Source organism: Neobacillus sp. D3-1R, assembly GCF_052180215.1.
In the GTDB taxonomy this organism is placed as follows: domain Bacteria; phylum Bacillota; class Bacilli; order Bacillales; family Cytobacillaceae; genus Pseudoneobacillus.
On sequence record NZ_CP197471.1, the window covers coordinates 118,379 to 135,387 of the forward strand.

At 39.5% G+C, this 17,009-nt stretch carries 13 protein-coding genes; 11 read left to right on the forward strand and 2 right to left on the reverse strand.

Annotated features, from left to right (window positions below):
• Position 1 precedes the first annotated feature (1 nt).
• Entirely contained in the window at positions 2-1,279 is a 1,278-nt protein-coding gene (gene purD / locus ACSBPO_RS00600; RefSeq protein ID WP_442597743.1) for a phosphoribosylamine--glycine ligase, read from the forward strand.
• Here purD and ACSBPO_RS00605 read toward each other — a convergent pair.
• Positions 1,251-1,361, reverse strand: coding sequence for an EYxxD motif small membrane protein (locus tag ACSBPO_RS00605; protein WP_442597745.1), 111 nt, complete (start codon positions 1,359-1,361; stop codon positions 1,251-1,253). The genes purD and ACSBPO_RS00605 overlap by 29 nt on opposite strands.
• 100 nt (positions 1,362-1,461) lie before the next feature.
• The gene (locus ACSBPO_RS00610) at positions 1,462-1,731 is read right to left on the reverse strand and encodes a YgaP family membrane protein (RefSeq protein WP_442597746.1); all 270 of its coding nucleotides are present in this window, start codon (positions 1,729-1,731) and stop codon (positions 1,462-1,464) included.
• Between the two features lie 155 nt (positions 1,732-1,886).
• Here ACSBPO_RS00610 and ACSBPO_RS00615 point away from each other — a divergent pair, with 155 nt between their 5' ends.
• The 10 genes from ACSBPO_RS00615 (at position 1,887) to aceA (ending at position 16,928) form a co-directional block, all read left to right on the forward strand.
• Positions 1,887-3,632 carry an adenine deaminase C-terminal domain-containing protein gene (locus tag ACSBPO_RS00615; RefSeq protein ID WP_442597748.1) on the forward strand — a complete coding sequence of 582 codons (1,746 nt, stop codon included), beginning with the start codon at positions 1,887-1,889 and terminating at the stop codon, positions 3,630-3,632.
• Positions 3,633-3,744: 112 nt separating this feature from the next.
• Positions 3,745-4,803: a DUF3048 domain-containing protein gene (locus ACSBPO_RS00620; protein WP_442597750.1), complete on the forward strand. Its 1,059-nt coding sequence runs from the start codon at positions 3,745-3,747 to the stop codon at positions 4,801-4,803.
• Between the two features lie 23 nt (positions 4,804-4,826).
• Complete coding sequence (locus ACSBPO_RS00625) at positions 4,827-5,141, forward strand: YerC/YecD family TrpR-related protein (protein WP_442597752.1); 315 nt, start codon at positions 4,827-4,829, stop codon at positions 5,139-5,141.
• Positions 5,142-5,858: 717 nt separating this feature from the next.
• Positions 5,859-6,551: a heptaprenylglyceryl phosphate synthase gene (locus tag ACSBPO_RS00630; RefSeq protein WP_442597754.1), complete on the forward strand. Its 693-nt coding sequence runs from the start codon at positions 5,859-5,861 to the stop codon at positions 6,549-6,551.
• Positions 6,552-6,617: 66 nt separating this feature from the next.
• Positions 6,618-8,861 (forward strand): DNA helicase PcrA, encoded by a 2,244-nt coding sequence (gene pcrA / locus ACSBPO_RS00635; protein WP_442597756.1) that lies wholly within the window; start codon positions 6,618-6,620, stop codon positions 8,859-8,861.
• Positions 8,862-8,888: 27 nt separating this feature from the next.
• On the forward strand, positions 8,889-10,895 hold the full coding sequence (gene ligA, locus ACSBPO_RS00640) for an NAD-dependent DNA ligase LigA (RefSeq protein WP_442597758.1): 2,007 nt from the start codon (positions 8,889-8,891) through the stop codon (positions 10,893-10,895).
• A gap of 13 nt (positions 10,896-10,908) precedes the next feature.
• The gene (locus ACSBPO_RS00645) at positions 10,909-12,081 is read left to right on the forward strand and encodes a CamS family sex pheromone protein (protein ID WP_442597760.1); all 1,173 of its coding nucleotides are present in this window, start codon (positions 10,909-10,911) and stop codon (positions 12,079-12,081) included.
• Positions 12,082-12,236: 155 nt separating this feature from the next.
• Entirely contained in the window at positions 12,237-13,784 is a 1,548-nt protein-coding gene (gene pruA, locus ACSBPO_RS00650; protein WP_442597762.1) for an L-glutamate gamma-semialdehyde dehydrogenase, read from the forward strand.
• Between the two features lie 214 nt (positions 13,785-13,998).
• Positions 13,999-15,591: a malate synthase A gene (aceB, locus tag ACSBPO_RS00655; RefSeq protein WP_442597764.1), complete on the forward strand. Its 1,593-nt coding sequence runs from the start codon at positions 13,999-14,001 to the stop codon at positions 15,589-15,591.
• Positions 15,592-15,650: 59 nt separating this feature from the next.
• Complete coding sequence (gene aceA, locus ACSBPO_RS00660) at positions 15,651-16,928, forward strand: isocitrate lyase (RefSeq protein ID WP_442597766.1); 1,278 nt, start codon at positions 15,651-15,653, stop codon at positions 16,926-16,928.
• The last annotated feature ends 81 nt before the right edge of the window (positions 16,929-17,009 follow it).

A 17,009-nucleotide genomic window follows, 5' to 3' on the forward strand; every position in this document is an offset into this window, starting at 1 on the left:
CTTGAAAGTTCTAGTCATAGGAAGAGGCGGCCGTGAGCATGCCATTTGTCATAAATTTTCTAAAAGTGCCATGGTGGAAAAAGTATTTGTTGCACCAGGCAATCTAGGCATGAGTGATGTAGCAGAACTAGTAGGTATTGATGAAACGAATCATGCTGAACTTGTTCAATTTGCTAAAGAAAATGGGATTGGATTAACCTTTGTTGGTCCTGAAATGCCGCTGCTTGCTGGCCTGGCAGACTTATTTTTGGCCGAGGGGCTAAAAGTGTTTGGCCCTTCTCAAAAAGCAGCATTAATTGAAGGCAGCAAATCATTTGCCAAAGATTTAATGAAAAAATACAGCATTCCAACAGCCTGCTATGAGGTGTTTTCGGACTATTCTTCAGCTGCTCAATATGTGGAAGAAAAGGGTGCCCCGATTGTCATTAAAGCCGATGGACTTGCTGCAGGTAAGGGTGTTGTAGTGGCAATGACAAAGGAAGAGGCACTTGAAGCTTTAAGAGAGATGTTGATGGAACAAAAGTTTGGGTCTTCTTCAGCTTCCGTTGTCATCGAAGAATTTTTACAAGGGGAAGAATTTTCTCTGATGGCGTTTGTGAATGGTCATCAAGTTACTCCATTAGAGATTGCTCAGGATCATAAACGTGCCTTTGATAACGATTTAGGCCCAAATACGGGTGGTATGGGTGCGTATTCACCTGTTCCGCAAATACCGAGTGAAGCAGTAAATATGGCCATAGAAAAAATACTGAAGCCAACAGCTGCAGCATTAGTTCAAGAAGATAGAAGTTTTTGCGGAGTGCTTTACGCCGGTTTAATTTTAACTTCGGATGGTCCTAAAGTCATTGAATTTAATGCTCGTTTTGGAGACCCGGAGACCCAGGTTATCCTGCCAAGAATGAATTCAGATCTTTTAGAGGTTCTTTTACACGTGTTGGATGGTAAAGCTGTGACTATTGATTGGGACCCTTCGCCTGTGGTAGGAGTAGTGTTAGCGGCTAAAGGCTATCCGGGAGAATTAGTTTCCAAAGGTGAAACATTTACTATTCCTAGCTTAGAAAATGATATACAAATGTATCATGCAGGAACAAACCAATCTTCAGAGGGCAGCTGGATCATCAATGGAGGCCGTGTCATTTTGGCTGCAGCAAAAGGAAGCACTTTGCCTGAGGCCCAGCAAGCCGTTTATCAGTATTTAGCCCAAACCGAATGGAATGGCTTATTTTACAGAAACGATATTGGCCAAAAAGCTATCGCGCACGTCTCCGTGACTTCCTAATATACACATAAGAAATAGCGACAATACCGCCAATCAGCGAAATAAGAACAAAAGACATATCAGAAATATACTCCCAGAACATAAAATCATCACTCCTAAATAATTTAATCCTTTAAAGCACTGGGGGTCAGACCCCCGGTGCTTTAAATTGTTAAAGCGGTGGTGAATAAATATTAGCTTGATTAGCTTGGGTTGTAAGGCAGGATGTTGTTGGTTTTATTTTGATTGCCGTCACCGTCGTTTTTATCTTGCATGCGTTCGCAAACATCGGTAAGCGGGCAATAGCGTAAAATACCCTCCCCGACTTTCATTGCCCCCATAAGGGCCATAAATAAATAAGAATCTCTCCATGGGTGTTTCACTAGTTTAGAGGTACTCCAAGCCAAAACGGTTAATCCGCAAGTAATACGTATTAAAGCGTTGATAATACCGATATTTGGTTTAACATTCATTTTTAACTCTCCTTTCAAAATTTTTTACAATTTCATTCCAACTCTTTAGTGCGTTAAACGGTAAAATATGTTACGATAATTAACATGAATGAAAGTGCTTACATTTAACAGACCATATACTAAATAGATATCCTACAACGAGAGGAGAGAATGTTATGCTAGAGCAGCGGTATCGATGGAAAAATAAACAAATTCGCGAGCACATTGCTGTGCTGGACGGTACACTTGCTCCAACCATGCTATTAAAAAATGCCAAATACTTAAATCAAGTTTTTCGCCAATGGATGCGAGCGAATATTTGGATTTATGATGATCGAATTGTGTACGTGGGAGAAAAGCTCCCCGAAAATGTACAAGGCTGCGAAGTAGTAGATTGTACAAATGAATGTTTAGTTCCGGGATATATTGAACCCCATGCACATCCTTTTCAACTATATAATCCCCAATCCTTTGCCAAATATGCATCACAGTACGGGACAACAACCTTAATCAATGATAATATGGCTTTGGTATTACAATTAGATAAAAAGGAAGCGTTTTCACTCTTGGGTGAATTACGAAATAATCCCGTCACCATGTATTGGTGGTGCCGTTTTGATGGACAAACAGAAGTCATAGATGAGGAAAGCCTTTTTTCCCATAGTAATGTGAAATCATGGTTAGAGCATGATGCGGTTTTACAAGGGGGAGAACTCACAGGCTGGCCGAAGCTATTAGCTGGCGACGATATGATGCTTCATTGGATACAAGAAACGAAGCGGATGAGAAAGCAAATCGAGGGTCATTTTCCAGGTGCATCAGAAAAAACATTAGCCAAAATGATGTTATTTGGTGCTGATTGTGACCATGAATCGATGACAGGCCAAGATATATTTAATCGATTAATGCAAGGGTATACCGTTTCTCTTCGTTATTCATCGATTCGTCCAGATTTGCCATTTTTATTAGACGAAATGAAACGAATGAACATAACGGCTTATGACAAAATGATTTTTACAACAGATGGTTCTTCTGCCTCTTTCCATGAACAGGGAGTTATTGATCATATGATTCGAATGGCGATTGAAAAAGGAGTCCCATTGATTGATGCCTACAATATGGGAACCATTAATATTGCCCGCTATTACAATATCGAATACCTTCACGGAAATATTGCAACTGGACGTGTAGCCAATATCAATTTCTTAGAAGATGAGATGAATCCAACTCCAAAATCAGTACTGGCTAAAGGACGTTGGGTGAAGAAGGATGGAATGGCCATTACGGATCCAATGGATGCTATTCAATGGGACAAACATGGGTTTAAACCACTTCAATTGGATTGGGATTTAACGCTTGATGATATGCAGTTCTCCATGCCTTTTGGAATTCAGATGGAAAATGCCGTTATCACAAAGCCATATTCCATTAACATTGATTTATCCCCAGATGTATTAGCGGATACACATGATGAAAGTTATTTTATGCTGGTGGATCGACATGGGAAATGGCGAATTAATACAATGTTAAAAGGCTTTGCAAACCGAGTTTCCGGATTAGCAAGTTCTTTTTCGAACACAGGAGACTTAATATTAATTGGAAAAAGTAAGCAAGATATGATAAAGGCGTTTCAGCGATTGAAGGAAATGGGTGGCGGAATCGTACTTGTTGAAAATAACGAAATTCTAGCAGAAATACCTTTACCACTTGCAGGCGTAATGTCCGACTTACCGGTAGAAGACATTATTGAACGTGAAAAACTACTCCTTGTCCATTTACAAGAGAGAGGCTATCATTTCAGTGATCCTATTTATTCCTTATTATTCTTTTCATCAACGCATTTACCATATATTCGAATCACACAACAGGGGATCTATGATGTCATGAATAAAATGATACTCTTTCCATCGATAATGCGTTAAAATATAAAAGTAAATTAAAAAACGGAAGTGTTTTCCAAACTAAATCAACTAACCAAAGACTGAGACAACATGTGAGTAAACCGACACCGGTTAAAATAGGGGGAGTTTACTTTTGAAGCATATTAGATGGATAGCAATAGGACTAGCATTAGTTGCGCTTATGGCTGGTTGTACAAAAGAGGAACAAACTTCAAAGCCAGTCAAAGAACAACCAAAGCAAGAGGAACCAAAGCAAACGGAACCGGAACAAGAAAAGGAATATCCTTATACGTATCCTTTGACTGGAATAGGTTCAGATGTAGAAGTGGATGACCGAGCTGTGGCTGTGATGATTAATAACCATCCAAAAGCAAGGCCGCAATCTGGAATCCAAAAGGCAGATTTGGTTTATGAACTTCTTGCTGAAGGCGATGTGACAAGATTTCTTGCCGTTTTTCAAAGTGAAAAACCTGAAAGAATTGGTCCTGTTAGAAGTGCAAGAGATTATTATATCGAGCTTGCAAAGGGTTTGAAAGGTCTTTATGTTGCGCATGGGTACAGCCCTGAAGCCAAACAAATGCTTCAATCAGGTTATATTGATAACCTAAATGGCATGCAATATGACGGAACTCTGTTCAAACGCTCAAAGGACAGAAAGGCACCACATAATTCCTATATCAGTTATGAGAATATCTTGAAGGGTGCCGAAAAGAATAACATTTCGATGAAGGGCCAACCACCAGCCTACCATTTTTACAAAAAAGAAGATTTAGCTAATTTACAAGGAAAAGAGGCTAAGTCGATTATGGTGTCTTATTTTTCAAGTGATTTATTTAATGTCATCTACCAATATGATGACTCATTAGAAAAATATAAACGCTTTTCGAACGGTGAACAAACTATTGATTTCGACAGCAAGGATCCGGTCCTTTTAGATAATATCTTTATTGTAGAAATGCAGCATAAATTTATTGATTCATATGGTCGTAGGGAAATTAATCTCACTTCAGGTGGAAAAGGCTATCTACTTCAAAAAGGAAAATTAAAAGAAGTTACATGGAAAAATGTGGACGGGCTAATCGTTCCGTTTGAAAATGATGTAGAAGCATTAATGGTACCTGGAAAGACATGGATTAATGTCATTCCAACTGACCAAGGACTTCAAAAATCAATATCAATCGAAAATAATTAATTCATATTAAAGGGGTAAAGTATATGCAAATTGATAAATTAAGAGGAAAAGAACTAGATCAATTATTTAAGGCAATTTTATCGCTTAAAGATCTAGATGAATGCTATCGATTTTTCGATGATTTAGCAACCATTAATGAAATTCAATCATTAGCACAGCGTTTAGAAGTGGCACGTATGCTTCGTGAAGGAAAGACCTATCATAAAATTGAAACAGAAACAGGAGCAAGTACAGCAACGATTTCACGTGTAAAGCGTTGTTTAAACTATGGTAATGATGCCTATGAAATGGCATTAGACCGTATTAAAGAAGAACAAACAACAGCAACTGAGGAATAATAAGTCAATAAAGGCTGGCTACTTAATGAGGTAGCTAGCTTTTTTTTGAATTTGTTTCGATTAAATATCACCTGTCCTCATGATGGACAATTTTTGAGAAGAAGTCGAGTAGTTTTGTCCATCATCGAGTTAATGATGGACATTTTTAAAAAGAAAGCGAATGGTTTTGTCCATCATCGAATTAATGATGGACATTTTTAAAAAGAAAGCGAATGGTTTTGTCCATCATCGAATTAATGATGGACATTTTTAAAAAGAAAGCGAGTGGTTTTGTCCATCATCGAGTTAATGATGGACATTTTTAAAAAGAAAGCGAATGGTTTTGTCCATCATCGAGTTAATGATGGACATTTTTAAAAAGAAAGCGAGTAGTTTTGTCCATCGTCGAGTACATGATGGACAATTTTAAAAAGAAGTCGAATGGTTTTGTCCATCATCGAATTAATGATGGCCAATTTTGAGTGAAGAAGGCATGTAGTTTTGCCCATCAAGAGATTGGAATTTCTTTAATCTTGTCATTATTAATAGAAACTATTTATGAAAGTGATTCTTCAATAAATGGTACATTTTTACTTCTGTTTGTTTTTGTTTGTCCTCTGTACAAATGCTATAATGGTTGAATGGAATAATGTGAAATGTTTTTCCCATGCTTTTGATAAAAGTAGCTATCCATTACTTTTATAAAAGATGAGTGGGATTTGATAGGAGGCGTAACGTATGTACGATGTACGTGAATGGCGTCATGTATTTAAACTAGACCCGAATAAAGAGATAACAGATGAAACCCTAGAGAAAATTTGTGAATCTGGAACAGATGCGGTTATGGTTGGGGGAACAGACGGTGTCACATTAGAGGCTGTATTAGATTTAATGGCTAGAATTCGCAGATATACCGTCCCTTGTGTGTATGAAATTTCTTCGAACGATACGATTTCTCCTGGTTTTGATCTTTATTTTATTCCCACTGTTTTAAACAGTCGGGATCCAAAATGGATTGTGGGGCTTCATCATGAAGCATTAAAGGAATATGGGGAGTTAATGGATTGGGAAGAAACATTGATGGAGGGCTATTGTATTTTAAATGCGGATTGCAAAGCTGCTCAATACACAGATGCCAATACAGAACTCAATGAGGAAGATGTGCTTGCTTATGCACGTATGGCAGAAAAAATGTTCCAGCTGCCCATCTTTTATTTAGAATATAGCGGTTCATATGGTAAACCTGAATTGGTATCCCAAGTTAAAAATGTTCTCGAAAAAACGACCCTTTTTTATGGTGGAGGCATTGATTCAGCCGAAAAGGCAAAGGAAATGTCAGCACATGCAGATGTCGTGGTAGTAGGGAATGTGATTTATGATCATTTGGAAGAAGCGTTAAAAACGGTACAAGCCGTAAAAGAAATGGTTTGATTGTCCCGTAAGAAATAGGTAAAATATAAATAAGAACATACGTTTGTATATGGCGGTGATGGAGAAATGCAATTTTTGACGGAACGTTTATTAAATGGTTTAAACCCGGAGCAACAAAATGCAGTAAAAACAACAGAAGGTCCCTTATTACTGATGGCTGGGGCCGGTAGTGGTAAAACAAGAGTGTTGACTCATCGAATTGGTTATTTAATGGTTGAAAAGGGAGTCAATCCTTACAATATTTTAGCTATTACGTTTACCAATAAAGCAGCCCGTGAAATGAGGGAAAGAATTCAGAACGTGATGGGCGGAGCGGCAGACGATATTTGGATTTCGACGTTCCACTCCATGTGTGTAAGAATTTTACGACGCGACATCGATCGAATCGGTTTCAATCGTAACTTTACGATATTAGATACGACCGATCAGCAGTCCGTCATAAAAGGAATTTTAAAAGATAAAAATATCGATCCGAAAAAATTTGATCCAAGAGCCCTGCTCGGTTCGATCAGCAGTGCAAAAAATGAATTATTGGATACAGAAGAATATGCCAAACAGGCCGGCGGTTATTTTGACCAGGTTGTAAGTGATGTTTACACAGAATATCAAAAACGTCTGCGTAAAAATCAAGCCTTAGATTTTGATGATCTTATTATGATGACGATCCAGCTATTTAATAGAGTCCCAGAGGTTTTGGAATATTATCAGCGAAAGTTTCAGTATATTCATGTCGATGAGTATCAGGATACCAACCGTGCACAATATATGCTGGTGAAAATGATGGCTAGCCGTTTTAAAAATTTATGTGTTGTCGGGGACTCAGACCAATCTATCTATCGCTGGCGTGGTGCTGACATCGCGAATATCTTATCCTTTGAAAAAGACTATCCAAATGCCAATGTGATTCTCCTCGAGCAAAACTACCGTTCCACCAAAAGAATCCTTTTAGCGGCAAATAAAGTAATAGAAAACAATCTAAATCGCAAGGCAAAGAATTTATGGACCGAAAATCCCGAAGGAAACAAAATCTCTTATTACCGTGCCGATAGTGAGCAAGGGGAAGCGCAGTTTGTTATTGGTAAAATTAAAGAGCTAGTCGATTCAGGTAAAAGAAAGGCATCTGAAATCGCCATTCTTTATCGTACAAATGCCCAGTCCCGTGTAATGGAAGAATCATTGCTGAAGTCGAATATTGAGTATTCGATTGTCGGAGGGATCAAGTTCTATGACCGTAAAGAAATTAAGGATATTTTAGCTTATTTACGCTTAATAGCGAATCCAGATGACGATATTAGCTTACAGCGTATCATTAATGTTCCAAAACGTGGTGTTGGTTCAAGCTCAGTTGATAAAATTGCTAACTTCGCTTTGATGCACGATATTTCCATGTTCCAAGCATTAGATTCGATTGAATTAATCGGTCTTAGCCCTAAAATAACAAAGGCATGCAGAGAATTTCGTAATTTAATACATCAATATACTCAGCAACAAGAGTTTTTATCGGTTACAGAGCTTGTGGAAGAAGTATTGGATAAATCAGGCTATCGTGAAATGCTAAAGGCTGAGAAAACGATTGAAGCACAAAGTCGTCTTGAAAACTTAGAGGAATTATTATCTGTTACCAAGAACTTTGAAGAAGTAAACGAAGATAAAAGCTTAGTTGCCTTTTTAACGGATTTAGCACTTGTTGCTGATATTGACCGTTTGGATGAAGAAGGTCAGCCTGCTGATTCAGTTGTTTTAATGACTCTGCATTCTGCCAAAGGACTTGAGTTCCCTGTTGTGTTTTTAATAGGACTGGAGGAAGGGGTCTTCCCTCATTCACGCTCCCTTATGGAAGAGGCAGAAATGGAAGAAGAACGCCGTTTAGCTTATGTTGGCATTACACGTGCGGAAAATGACCTATATATAACAAATGCGCAAATGCGTACCCTTTTTGGACGAACAAGCATGAATCCTGCTTCACGATTCATTAAGGAAATTCCAGTGGATTTAATCGAGCCATACCAACCGCAAAACCGAATGGCAAGCATTGGAAGTGTCAGTGGTGGGTTTGCTCAAGCCAGTCGTCAGACAACTATGATGCCAGGAGTGCGAAAGCCTGCTGTGACAAGACCCGCTGCACAGTCTACAGGTGGAGAAGACTTTGATTGGCGTGTTGGTGATAAGGCGGAACACGGCAAATGGGGTATCGGAACCGTTGTAAGTGTAAAAGGTGAGGGTGAAGGAAAAGAGCTTGATATTGCTTTTCCAAGTCCTGTTGGGATTAAACGTTTATTAGCGAAATTCGCACCAATTAAGAAAGCTTAAAATCTCTTTGGTAAGGGGACTGCCTGAATGGATGTAAAACTAGCAGAATCTCGTATAAAAGAATTACAAAATTTGTTGAATCAATATAACTATGAGTACCATGTATTAGACAAGCCAAGTGTACCGGATGCGGAATATGATCAGTTATTAAAAGAACTAGTCGCTTTAGAGGAACAATTCCCAGCATTCAAAACAACAGATTCTCCTACCCAAAGGGTGGGAGGGGCAGTGTTAGATGCCTTTAAAAAAGTCGAACACCGCACACCAATGCTGAGTTTAGGCAATGCTTTTAATGAAACAGATTTAAAGGATTTTGACCGTCGTGTCCGTCAAAGTGTTGGTGGTGATATTGCTTACGTTTGTGAATTGAAAATCGATGGACTGGCTGTTTCCCTTCGCTATGAAAATGGTCTATTTATCCAAGGCGCTACACGTGGAGATGGCACGATTGGCGAAGATATAACAGCCAATTTAAAAACGATCAAATCTATCCCATTAAGGCTATCCGAAGCAGTTACCATAGAGGTGCGCGGTGAGGCTTTTATGCCGAAAAAATCATTTGAAGCGTTAAACGCCATGAAGGAAGAAAATGGGGAAGAGCCATTTGCTAACCCAAGAAATGCAGCAGCCGGCTCTTTGCGCCAGCTTGACCCTAAAATAGCCGCTTCAAGAAATTTGGACTTATTTTTATATTCGATAGCAGATGTAGGAGCAACTGGAGTTACTTCTCACAGCCAAGGCCTTGACTATTTAGAAAAACTTGGTTTTAAAACGAACCAAGAACGCCGCAGATTTACAACGATTGAGGAAGTCATTGAATTTGTACAAGGCTGGACGGAAAAAAGACCACATCTTCCTTATGAAATCGATGGAATGGTGATCAAGGTCGATTCCCTTGACCAACAGGAAGAACTTGGGACTACAGCCAAAAGTCCAAGATGGGCCATAGCGTATAAGTTCCCTGCAGAAGAAGTGGTAACGATCCTTAAGGATATTGAATTAAGTGTAGGGCGAACAGGAGTAATCACGCCAACAGCTATTTTAGAGCCTGTTCGGGTAGCGGGAACAACTGTTCAAAGAGCTTCCTTGCATAATGAAGACTTAATACGCGAAAAGGACATCAAAATTGGTGACTATGTCGTGATTAAAAAAGCAGGGGATATTATCCCGGAAGTAGTAAATGTTCTGCCTGAACGAAGAACGGGAGAAGAAAAAGACTTCCATATGCCGACGCACTGTCCGGAATGTGAAAGTGAACTAGTCCGGCTTGAAGAAGAGGTTGCCTTACGCTGTATCAATCCTAAATGTCCTGCCCAGATTCGTGAAGGCTTAATTCATTTTGTCTCTCGAGATGCCATGAACATTGATGGTTTAGGTGAAAAGGTGATTAGTCAGCTTTTTCAAGAAAAATTAATAGAAGATGTAGCAGACATATTTAAATTAACAAAAGAGCAGCTCCTTGGATTAGAGCGTATGGGTGAAAAGTCCGTTACGAACCTATTAACTGCCATTGAAGCTTCCAAACAAAATTCACTAGAAAAGCTGCTATTTGGCTTAGGGATTCGTCATGTTGGTGCAAAGGCTGCAAAAACATTGGCTCAACAATTTGAAACGATGAACCGTCTTTCTCAAGCAACTAGGGATGAATTGACAGCCATTAACGAAATTGGAGAAAAAATGGCTGACTCCATCTTTACCTATTTTGAAAATGAAGAGGTTCATGAATTACTAGAAGAACTAGTGGAAGCCGGAGTGAATATGGAATACAAAGGTCCAAAACCAGTGTCAGTAGCGGATTCGGATTCCTTCTTTGCTGGAAAAACCGTTGTTTTAACGGGCAAGCTAGAGCAGCTATCTCGTAATGAAGCAAAAGATCGATTAGAAGCATTAGGAGCAAAGGTAGCTGGCAGTGTAAGTAAAAAGACAGATTTAGTTATTGCTGGAGAGGAAGCCGGCTCTAAGCTGACAAAAGCCCAAGAGTTAGGCATAGAAGTATGGAGCGAGGAGAAAATGCTCTTAGAATTAGAAAAATAAGAGGTGGGAATCTGTGAGACTTTTCTACATGGTTCTACTGTCCCTCTTTCTGTTGCTAGGCGGTTGTGCACCTAATTTTAATAAGCAACAGGAAGTGGTTCAAGAAAAGAATGACTCAAAAAAAGAGAAAGCGATCATACCGAAGTATAAAATCTCTGATCAGTATTATCGGACGATTCTTCCTTTTGAACCAAGTAAAGCTCGAGGGTTGGTCGTTTATAATTTAAATACCCGAAATGATATAACAGAGTTTGAAACGGGTTTAATGAGGTTAGCTCAGCAAGCCTTTAATCCGGATCAATACTTATTTCAGGAAGGGCAAGCGTTAGATAGTAAGGAAGTGAGCCTTTGGTTAAACCGAAAGTTTACTCCAGCCCAGTTAAAAGAAGAGAATTTAACAGAGGCGGAGAACATTGGTTTAAATCCAGTTTTAGAAGAAAAAGGCGATCTCAAAGAACAGAATATTAAAAGTCCGATATATTTAGCGCACATCCTGGAGCATAACTATTTAATTAAAAATGAGAATGATACCGTTCAGCTTGGTGGGGTCGTCATAGGCTTGGCCTTAAACTCTATTCATTACTATCAAACGGTACAATACGGTCCAACCTATGAAAAGAAGATTGCTAAGGATGTTATGGATAAAGAAGGTAAGAAAATCGCAGCAGAGGTTGTAAGAAGATTACGAAGCAAGTCTGGATTAAAGGATGTCCCAATTATGGTGGCTCTTTTTGAACAACAAAGTAAGTCATCTGTTGTACCAGGCAACTTCTATACCTACACGGTTGTAGATAAGGGCTCTTCCAATATTAATAAATGGGAAAAGGTAAATGAAAAGTATTATTTATTCCCGTCAAACGAAGCAACCGATGCTCATCGTGATGATGTAACATCATTCTTAAATTTCAAACAGGATGTGGAAAAATATTTTCCGAATTTTACAGGGGTTATAGGAAAAGCATTTTATAATGGTGACCAACTGCAAGATTTAAAAATAAACATTCCAATCCAATTCTATGGAAAAGCAGAAGCCATCGGGTTTACACAATATGTAACAGGACTCGTGATGGAGCACTTTCCAAACTATATTTCAGTTGAAGTTAACATAACCTCCGTAAGCGGGGCCGAAGCACTTATCGTCCGTAAAGCCGACCAAGACGAACCATTTGTTCATATTTATGAGTAAGGTAACAATAAGATGGAGCCTGACGAAGTTTATTCGTTAGGTTCTTTTTGTTTTTTGAAAATTCAAAAGGATTTGCAATTCATTGAAGCACTGTCATATATCATGATAAAATGAAAAAGGTTGAAAACGTTTTATACATAGGAGGCGTTAAAAGAATGGTACAACCTTACAAACATGAGCCATTTACTAACTTTGCGGACGAAACAAATCGCAATGATTATTTAAAAGGCTTAGAAACAGTAAAAAGCTATTTAGGTCAAGATTATCCATTGGTGATCGGTGGAGAGTATATTACAACTGAAGAAAAAATTGCTTCATATAATCCAAGTAATAAAGAAGAATTAATTGGACGTGTTTCAAAAGCAAATCGCGAGCTAGCTGAACAAGCGATGCAAGCAGCGGTTGAAGCGTTTAAAACATGGAAAAAGGTAAAGCCGGAAACACGTGCTGATGTGTTATTTAAAGCAGCTGCGATTATTCGTCGTCGTAAGCACGAATTCTCTGCTCTATTAACAAAAGAAGCAGGAAAGCCTTGGAATGAAGCAGATGCGGATACTGCAGAAGCAATCGATTTCTTAGAGTTCTATGCTCGTCAAATGCTTAGAATTAAAGACGGTGTACCAGTACAAAGTCGTCCTAATGAATTTAACCGTTATGATTATATTCCATTAGGTGTAGGGATTATCATCTCTCCTTGGAATTTCCCATTAGCAATCATGGCTGGTACTACAGTAGCGGCTATTGTAACAGGAAACACTGTATTATTAAAGCCAGCTTCTACAACGCCAATCGTTGCGGCTAAGTTCGTAGAGGTAATGGAAGAAGCAGGTCTTCCGAAAGGTGTACTAAATTTCGTACCAGGAAGTGGCGCGGAAGTTGGGGACTACTTAGTAGACCATAAAGATACTCGTTTCATCAGCTTCACTGGTTCTCGTGACGTTGGGCTACGCATTTTCGAACGTGCGTCTAAATTAAACGATGGCCAAATTTGGCTAAAGCGAGTTATTGCTGAAATGGGTGGGAAAGACACGATTGTCGTGGATAGCGAAGCAGACCTTGAATTAGCTGCTCAATCCATCGTGGCCTCTGCATTTGGTTTCTCTGGACAAAAATGCTCTGCATGTTCTCGTGCAGTAATCGTAGAAGATGTTTACGACCAAGTATTAAACCGTGTGATTGAAATTACGAAGGAAAAGACAGTTGGTAACCCTGAAATGCAAGAAACATTCACAGGTCCAGTTATTGACCAAAGCTCCTTCAATAAGATTATGGAATACATTGAAATTGGTAAAGGGGAAGGTCGTTTAGTAGCTGGTGGAGAGGGAGATAGCTCAAAAGGTTTCTTCATCCAACCAACTGTCATTGCTGATCTTGATCCGAAAGCTCGCATTATGCAAGAAGAAATCTTTGGACCAGTTGTTGGTATTTGTAAAGCTCGTGACTTTGATCATGCGATTGAAATTGCTAACAACACAGAGTACGGATTAACTGGTGCGGTTATAACAAGCAATCGTGAAAAGATCCAACAAGCTCGCGAAGATTTCCATGTTGGAAACCTTTACTTCAACCGTGGCTGTACAGGAGCAATCGTTGGATACCAACCATTTGGTGGATTCAACATGTCTGGAACAGACTCAAAAGCAGGTGGCCCAGACTACCTAATTCAACACATGCAAGCCAAAACAACATCTGAATTGTTCTAATAAACAATGAGGGGTCTGACCCTTCAGTGCTGTAAAGCACTGGGGGTCAGACCCCTTTTGCGTTAATGCGGTGAAGTGGTGTCGAATTCAGTCGAAGGAAAAGTTTGAAAATTTACAATATATGAGTATCCTTTTCGGTTTTACTGTTATATAATACAAACAAGTAATTTAATCTGTGTTATAACATAGAAATGTAAAGGGAGTGACGAATGGAATGTCCACTCGAACAACTGGCATTGAAGTAATTGGTGAAATGAAGCCTCATTACTCAGAGATTCTCACAGAAGAATCACTGCATTTTGTTGAACAGTTAGAGAGAAAATTTGGAGAAAGAAGACGGGAACTGTTACAGAACAGAAAACAGCGTCAATCCGAAATCAACAATGGGATGCTACCTCATTTTTTGGCTGAAACCGAGGAGATTCGAAAATCAGACTGGGTGATCGCACCGCTGCCAAAGGACTTATTGGATCGTCGAGTTGAAATTACAGGGCCAACTGAAAGAAAAATGATTATAAATGCTCTCAATTCAGGAGCAAAGATTTTTATGGCAGACTGCGAAGATGCCACTTCACCAACTTGGGAAAATGTTGTTGAAGGTCAATTAAATTTGAGGGATGCGGTTAATCGTTCGATTTCATTTGAAAACCCCGATGGAAAAAAATATGAATTGAGAAAAGAAACTGCGGTCTTAATGGTAAGACCTCGTGGATTACATTTAGAAGAAAAACATCTTCTATTGGAAGGAAGACCGATTTCAGGTAGCTTCTTTGATTTTGGCATGTACTTTTTTCACAATGTAAAAAGTTTGCTAGATAAAGAGACTGGCCCGTATTTCTACTTGCCTAAGCTTGAGAGTCATTTAGAAGCAAGACTCTGGAACGATGTATTTATCTATGCCCAAGATGCTTTAGGGGTGACAAAAGGAACTATTAAGGCAACGGTGTTGTTAGAAACAATTATGGCTGCATTTGAAATGAATGAAATTTTATACGAGTTGAAAGAGCATTCTGCCGGCTTAAACTGCGGGCGTTGGGATTATATTTTTAGCTATATAAAAAAACTTCGTGAACAATCCGATGTGATTTTACCTGATCGCTCCCAAGTAACGATGACAGTTCCCTTTATGAGATCTTATTCTCTTTTAACCATTCAAACCTGCCATCGCCGCAATGCACCAGCGATTGGTGGAATGGCTGCTCAAATACCCGTACGTAATAACCCAAAAGCTAACGAGGAAGCCTTTGCAAAGGTTCGTGCGGATAAAGAGCGTGAGGCGCGTGACGGACATGATGGCACGTGGGTAGCTCACCCTGGTCTCGTTCCAGTCGCATTGGAAGTCTTTGAACGTGAAATGAAGGACTCCAACCAAATTCAAACGAAAAAGTTAGAAGATTTACAGGTTACTGAAGCACAGCTATTAGAGGTTCCGGAAGGCACGATAACAGAAGCTGGCGTGAGAATGAATATAAGTGTCGGAATCCAATACGTGGCTTCTTGGCTAAGTGGGCGTGGAGCAGCTCCCATTAATCATTTAATGGAGGATGCTGCTACGGCAGAGATTTCTCGTGCACAGCTATGGCAGTGGATTCGCCATCCGAAGGGGATTTTAGAAGATGGGCGAAAGGTGACAACTGAAATGTACCAACAAATGAAAAGAGAAGAACTTGAAAAAATATCTCAAGAATTGGGCGAAGAAACCTTCCAAAAGGAGCGTTTTCCAGAAGCTGCGGCCTTATTCGATCGCTTGATTTTAGAAGATGAGTTCGCTGAATTTTTAACATTGCTGGGCTATGAAATTTTATAAAAAAATACACTGAAAGTTTTATAAAAAGTAGATTGGTAATTTAAAAGGAGGATTTCACTATGACGGATCGTGTGAAAAAACTGCAAGAAAGCTGGGAATTGAGTGAGCGATGGAAAGGTGTAACAAGACCGTATACTGCTGAAGAAGTTATTAAACTGCGAGGATCAGTAGATATAGAGTATACACTTGCACGCCGCGGGGCTGAAAAACTATGGAAGCTAGTAAATGAAGAAGACTATGTAAATGCATTAGGTGCTTTAACTGGTAATCAAGCGGTTCAACAGGTAAAGGCTGGTTTAAAAGCGATTTATTTGAGTGGGTGGCAAGTGGCTGCTGATGCCAATTTAGCAGGTCAAATGTATCCTGACCAAAGCTTGTATCCAGCAAACAGTGTGCCAAACGTGGTAAAAAAGATCAATCAAGCATTGCAGCGTGCGGATCAAATCCATCATTCGGAGGGAGATGATTCAATTGATTGGTTTGCTCCTATTGTCGCAGATGCAGAAGCTGGCTTTGGCGGGCAGTTAAATGTTTTTGAACTAATGAAATCGATGATTGAAGCAGGGGCAGCAGCGGTTCATTTTGAAGACCAGCTATCCTCTGAAAAAAAATGCGGCCATTTAGGTGGAAAAGTGTTATTGCCAACCCAAACAGCCGTCCGTAATTTAGTTGCGGCCCGTTTAGCTGCAGATGTAATGGGGGTTCCAACATTGGTTGTGGCACGTACAGATGCCAATGCGGCTGATTTAATTACGAGTGATGTTGATCCATATGATGCCCCGTTTATTACAGGTGAACGTACGACAGAAGGATTTTTCCGTGTAAAAGCTGGCTTGGACCAAGCGATTGCTCGTGGTCTTGCATATGCTCCTTATGCTGATTTAGTTTGGTGTGAAACTTCGGAACCTGATTTGGAAGAAGCAAGACGTTTTGCAGAAGCCATTCACGAGAAATTCCCTGATAAACTTTTAGCCTATAACTGTTCACCATCCTTTAACTGGAAGAAGAAACTCGATGATGTAACGATTGAAAAGTTCCAACAGGAGCTTGGAAAAATGGGCTACAAGTTTCAATTCGTTACACTTGCTGGATTCCACGCCTTAAACCATAGTATGTTTGAATTAGCACGTGGTTATAAAGAACGCGGTATGGCAGCATACTCTGAGCTACAGCAAGCCGAATTTGCTAGTGAGGAGCATGGCTACACAGCCACTAGACATCAAAGAGAAGTTGGTACGGGCTACTTTGACCAAGTTTCGATGGTGATATCCGGTGGTACCTCTTCGACAACAGCATTAAAAGGATCCACAGAAGAAGCTCAATTTACCAACCATTAATAGTTTCGGAAGCTGGCTCAAGCATACGGGCCAGTTTTTTTTCATAAAATGAAGAAGGATTTGTGAAAAAGGGAAACGAAA

Excerpts from the sequence above, each read along its gene's own strand:
- ACSBPO_RS00605 (WP_442597745.1), bottom strand. The coding sequence starts at position 1,361 with ATGTTCTGGGAGTATATTTCTGATATGTCTTTTGTTCTTATTTCGCTG.
- ACSBPO_RS00610 (WP_442597746.1), bottom strand. The coding sequence starts at position 1,731 with ATGAATGTTAAACCAAATATCGGTATTATCAACGCTTTAATACGTATT.
- ACSBPO_RS00615 (WP_442597748.1), top strand. The coding sequence starts at position 1,887 with ATGCTAGAGCAGCGGTATCGATGGAAAAATAAACAAATTCGCGAGCAC.
- ACSBPO_RS00625 (WP_442597752.1), top strand. The coding sequence starts at position 4,827 with ATGCAAATTGATAAATTAAGAGGAAAAGAACTAGATCAATTATTTAAG.
- ACSBPO_RS00630 (WP_442597754.1), top strand. The coding sequence starts at position 5,859 with ATGTACGATGTACGTGAATGGCGTCATGTATTTAAACTAGACCCGAAT.
- pcrA (WP_442597756.1), top strand. The coding sequence starts at position 6,618 with ATGCAATTTTTGACGGAACGTTTATTAAATGGTTTAAACCCGGAGCAA.
- ligA (WP_442597758.1), top strand. The coding sequence starts at position 8,889 with ATGGATGTAAAACTAGCAGAATCTCGTATAAAAGAATTACAAAATTTG.
- pruA (WP_442597762.1), top strand. The coding sequence starts at position 12,237 with ATGGTACAACCTTACAAACATGAGCCATTTACTAACTTTGCGGACGAA.
- aceB (WP_442597764.1), top strand. The coding sequence starts at position 13,999 with ATGTCCACTCGAACAACTGGCATTGAAGTAATTGGTGAAATGAAGCCT.
- aceA (WP_442597766.1), top strand. The coding sequence starts at position 15,651 with ATGACGGATCGTGTGAAAAAACTGCAAGAAAGCTGGGAATTGAGTGAG.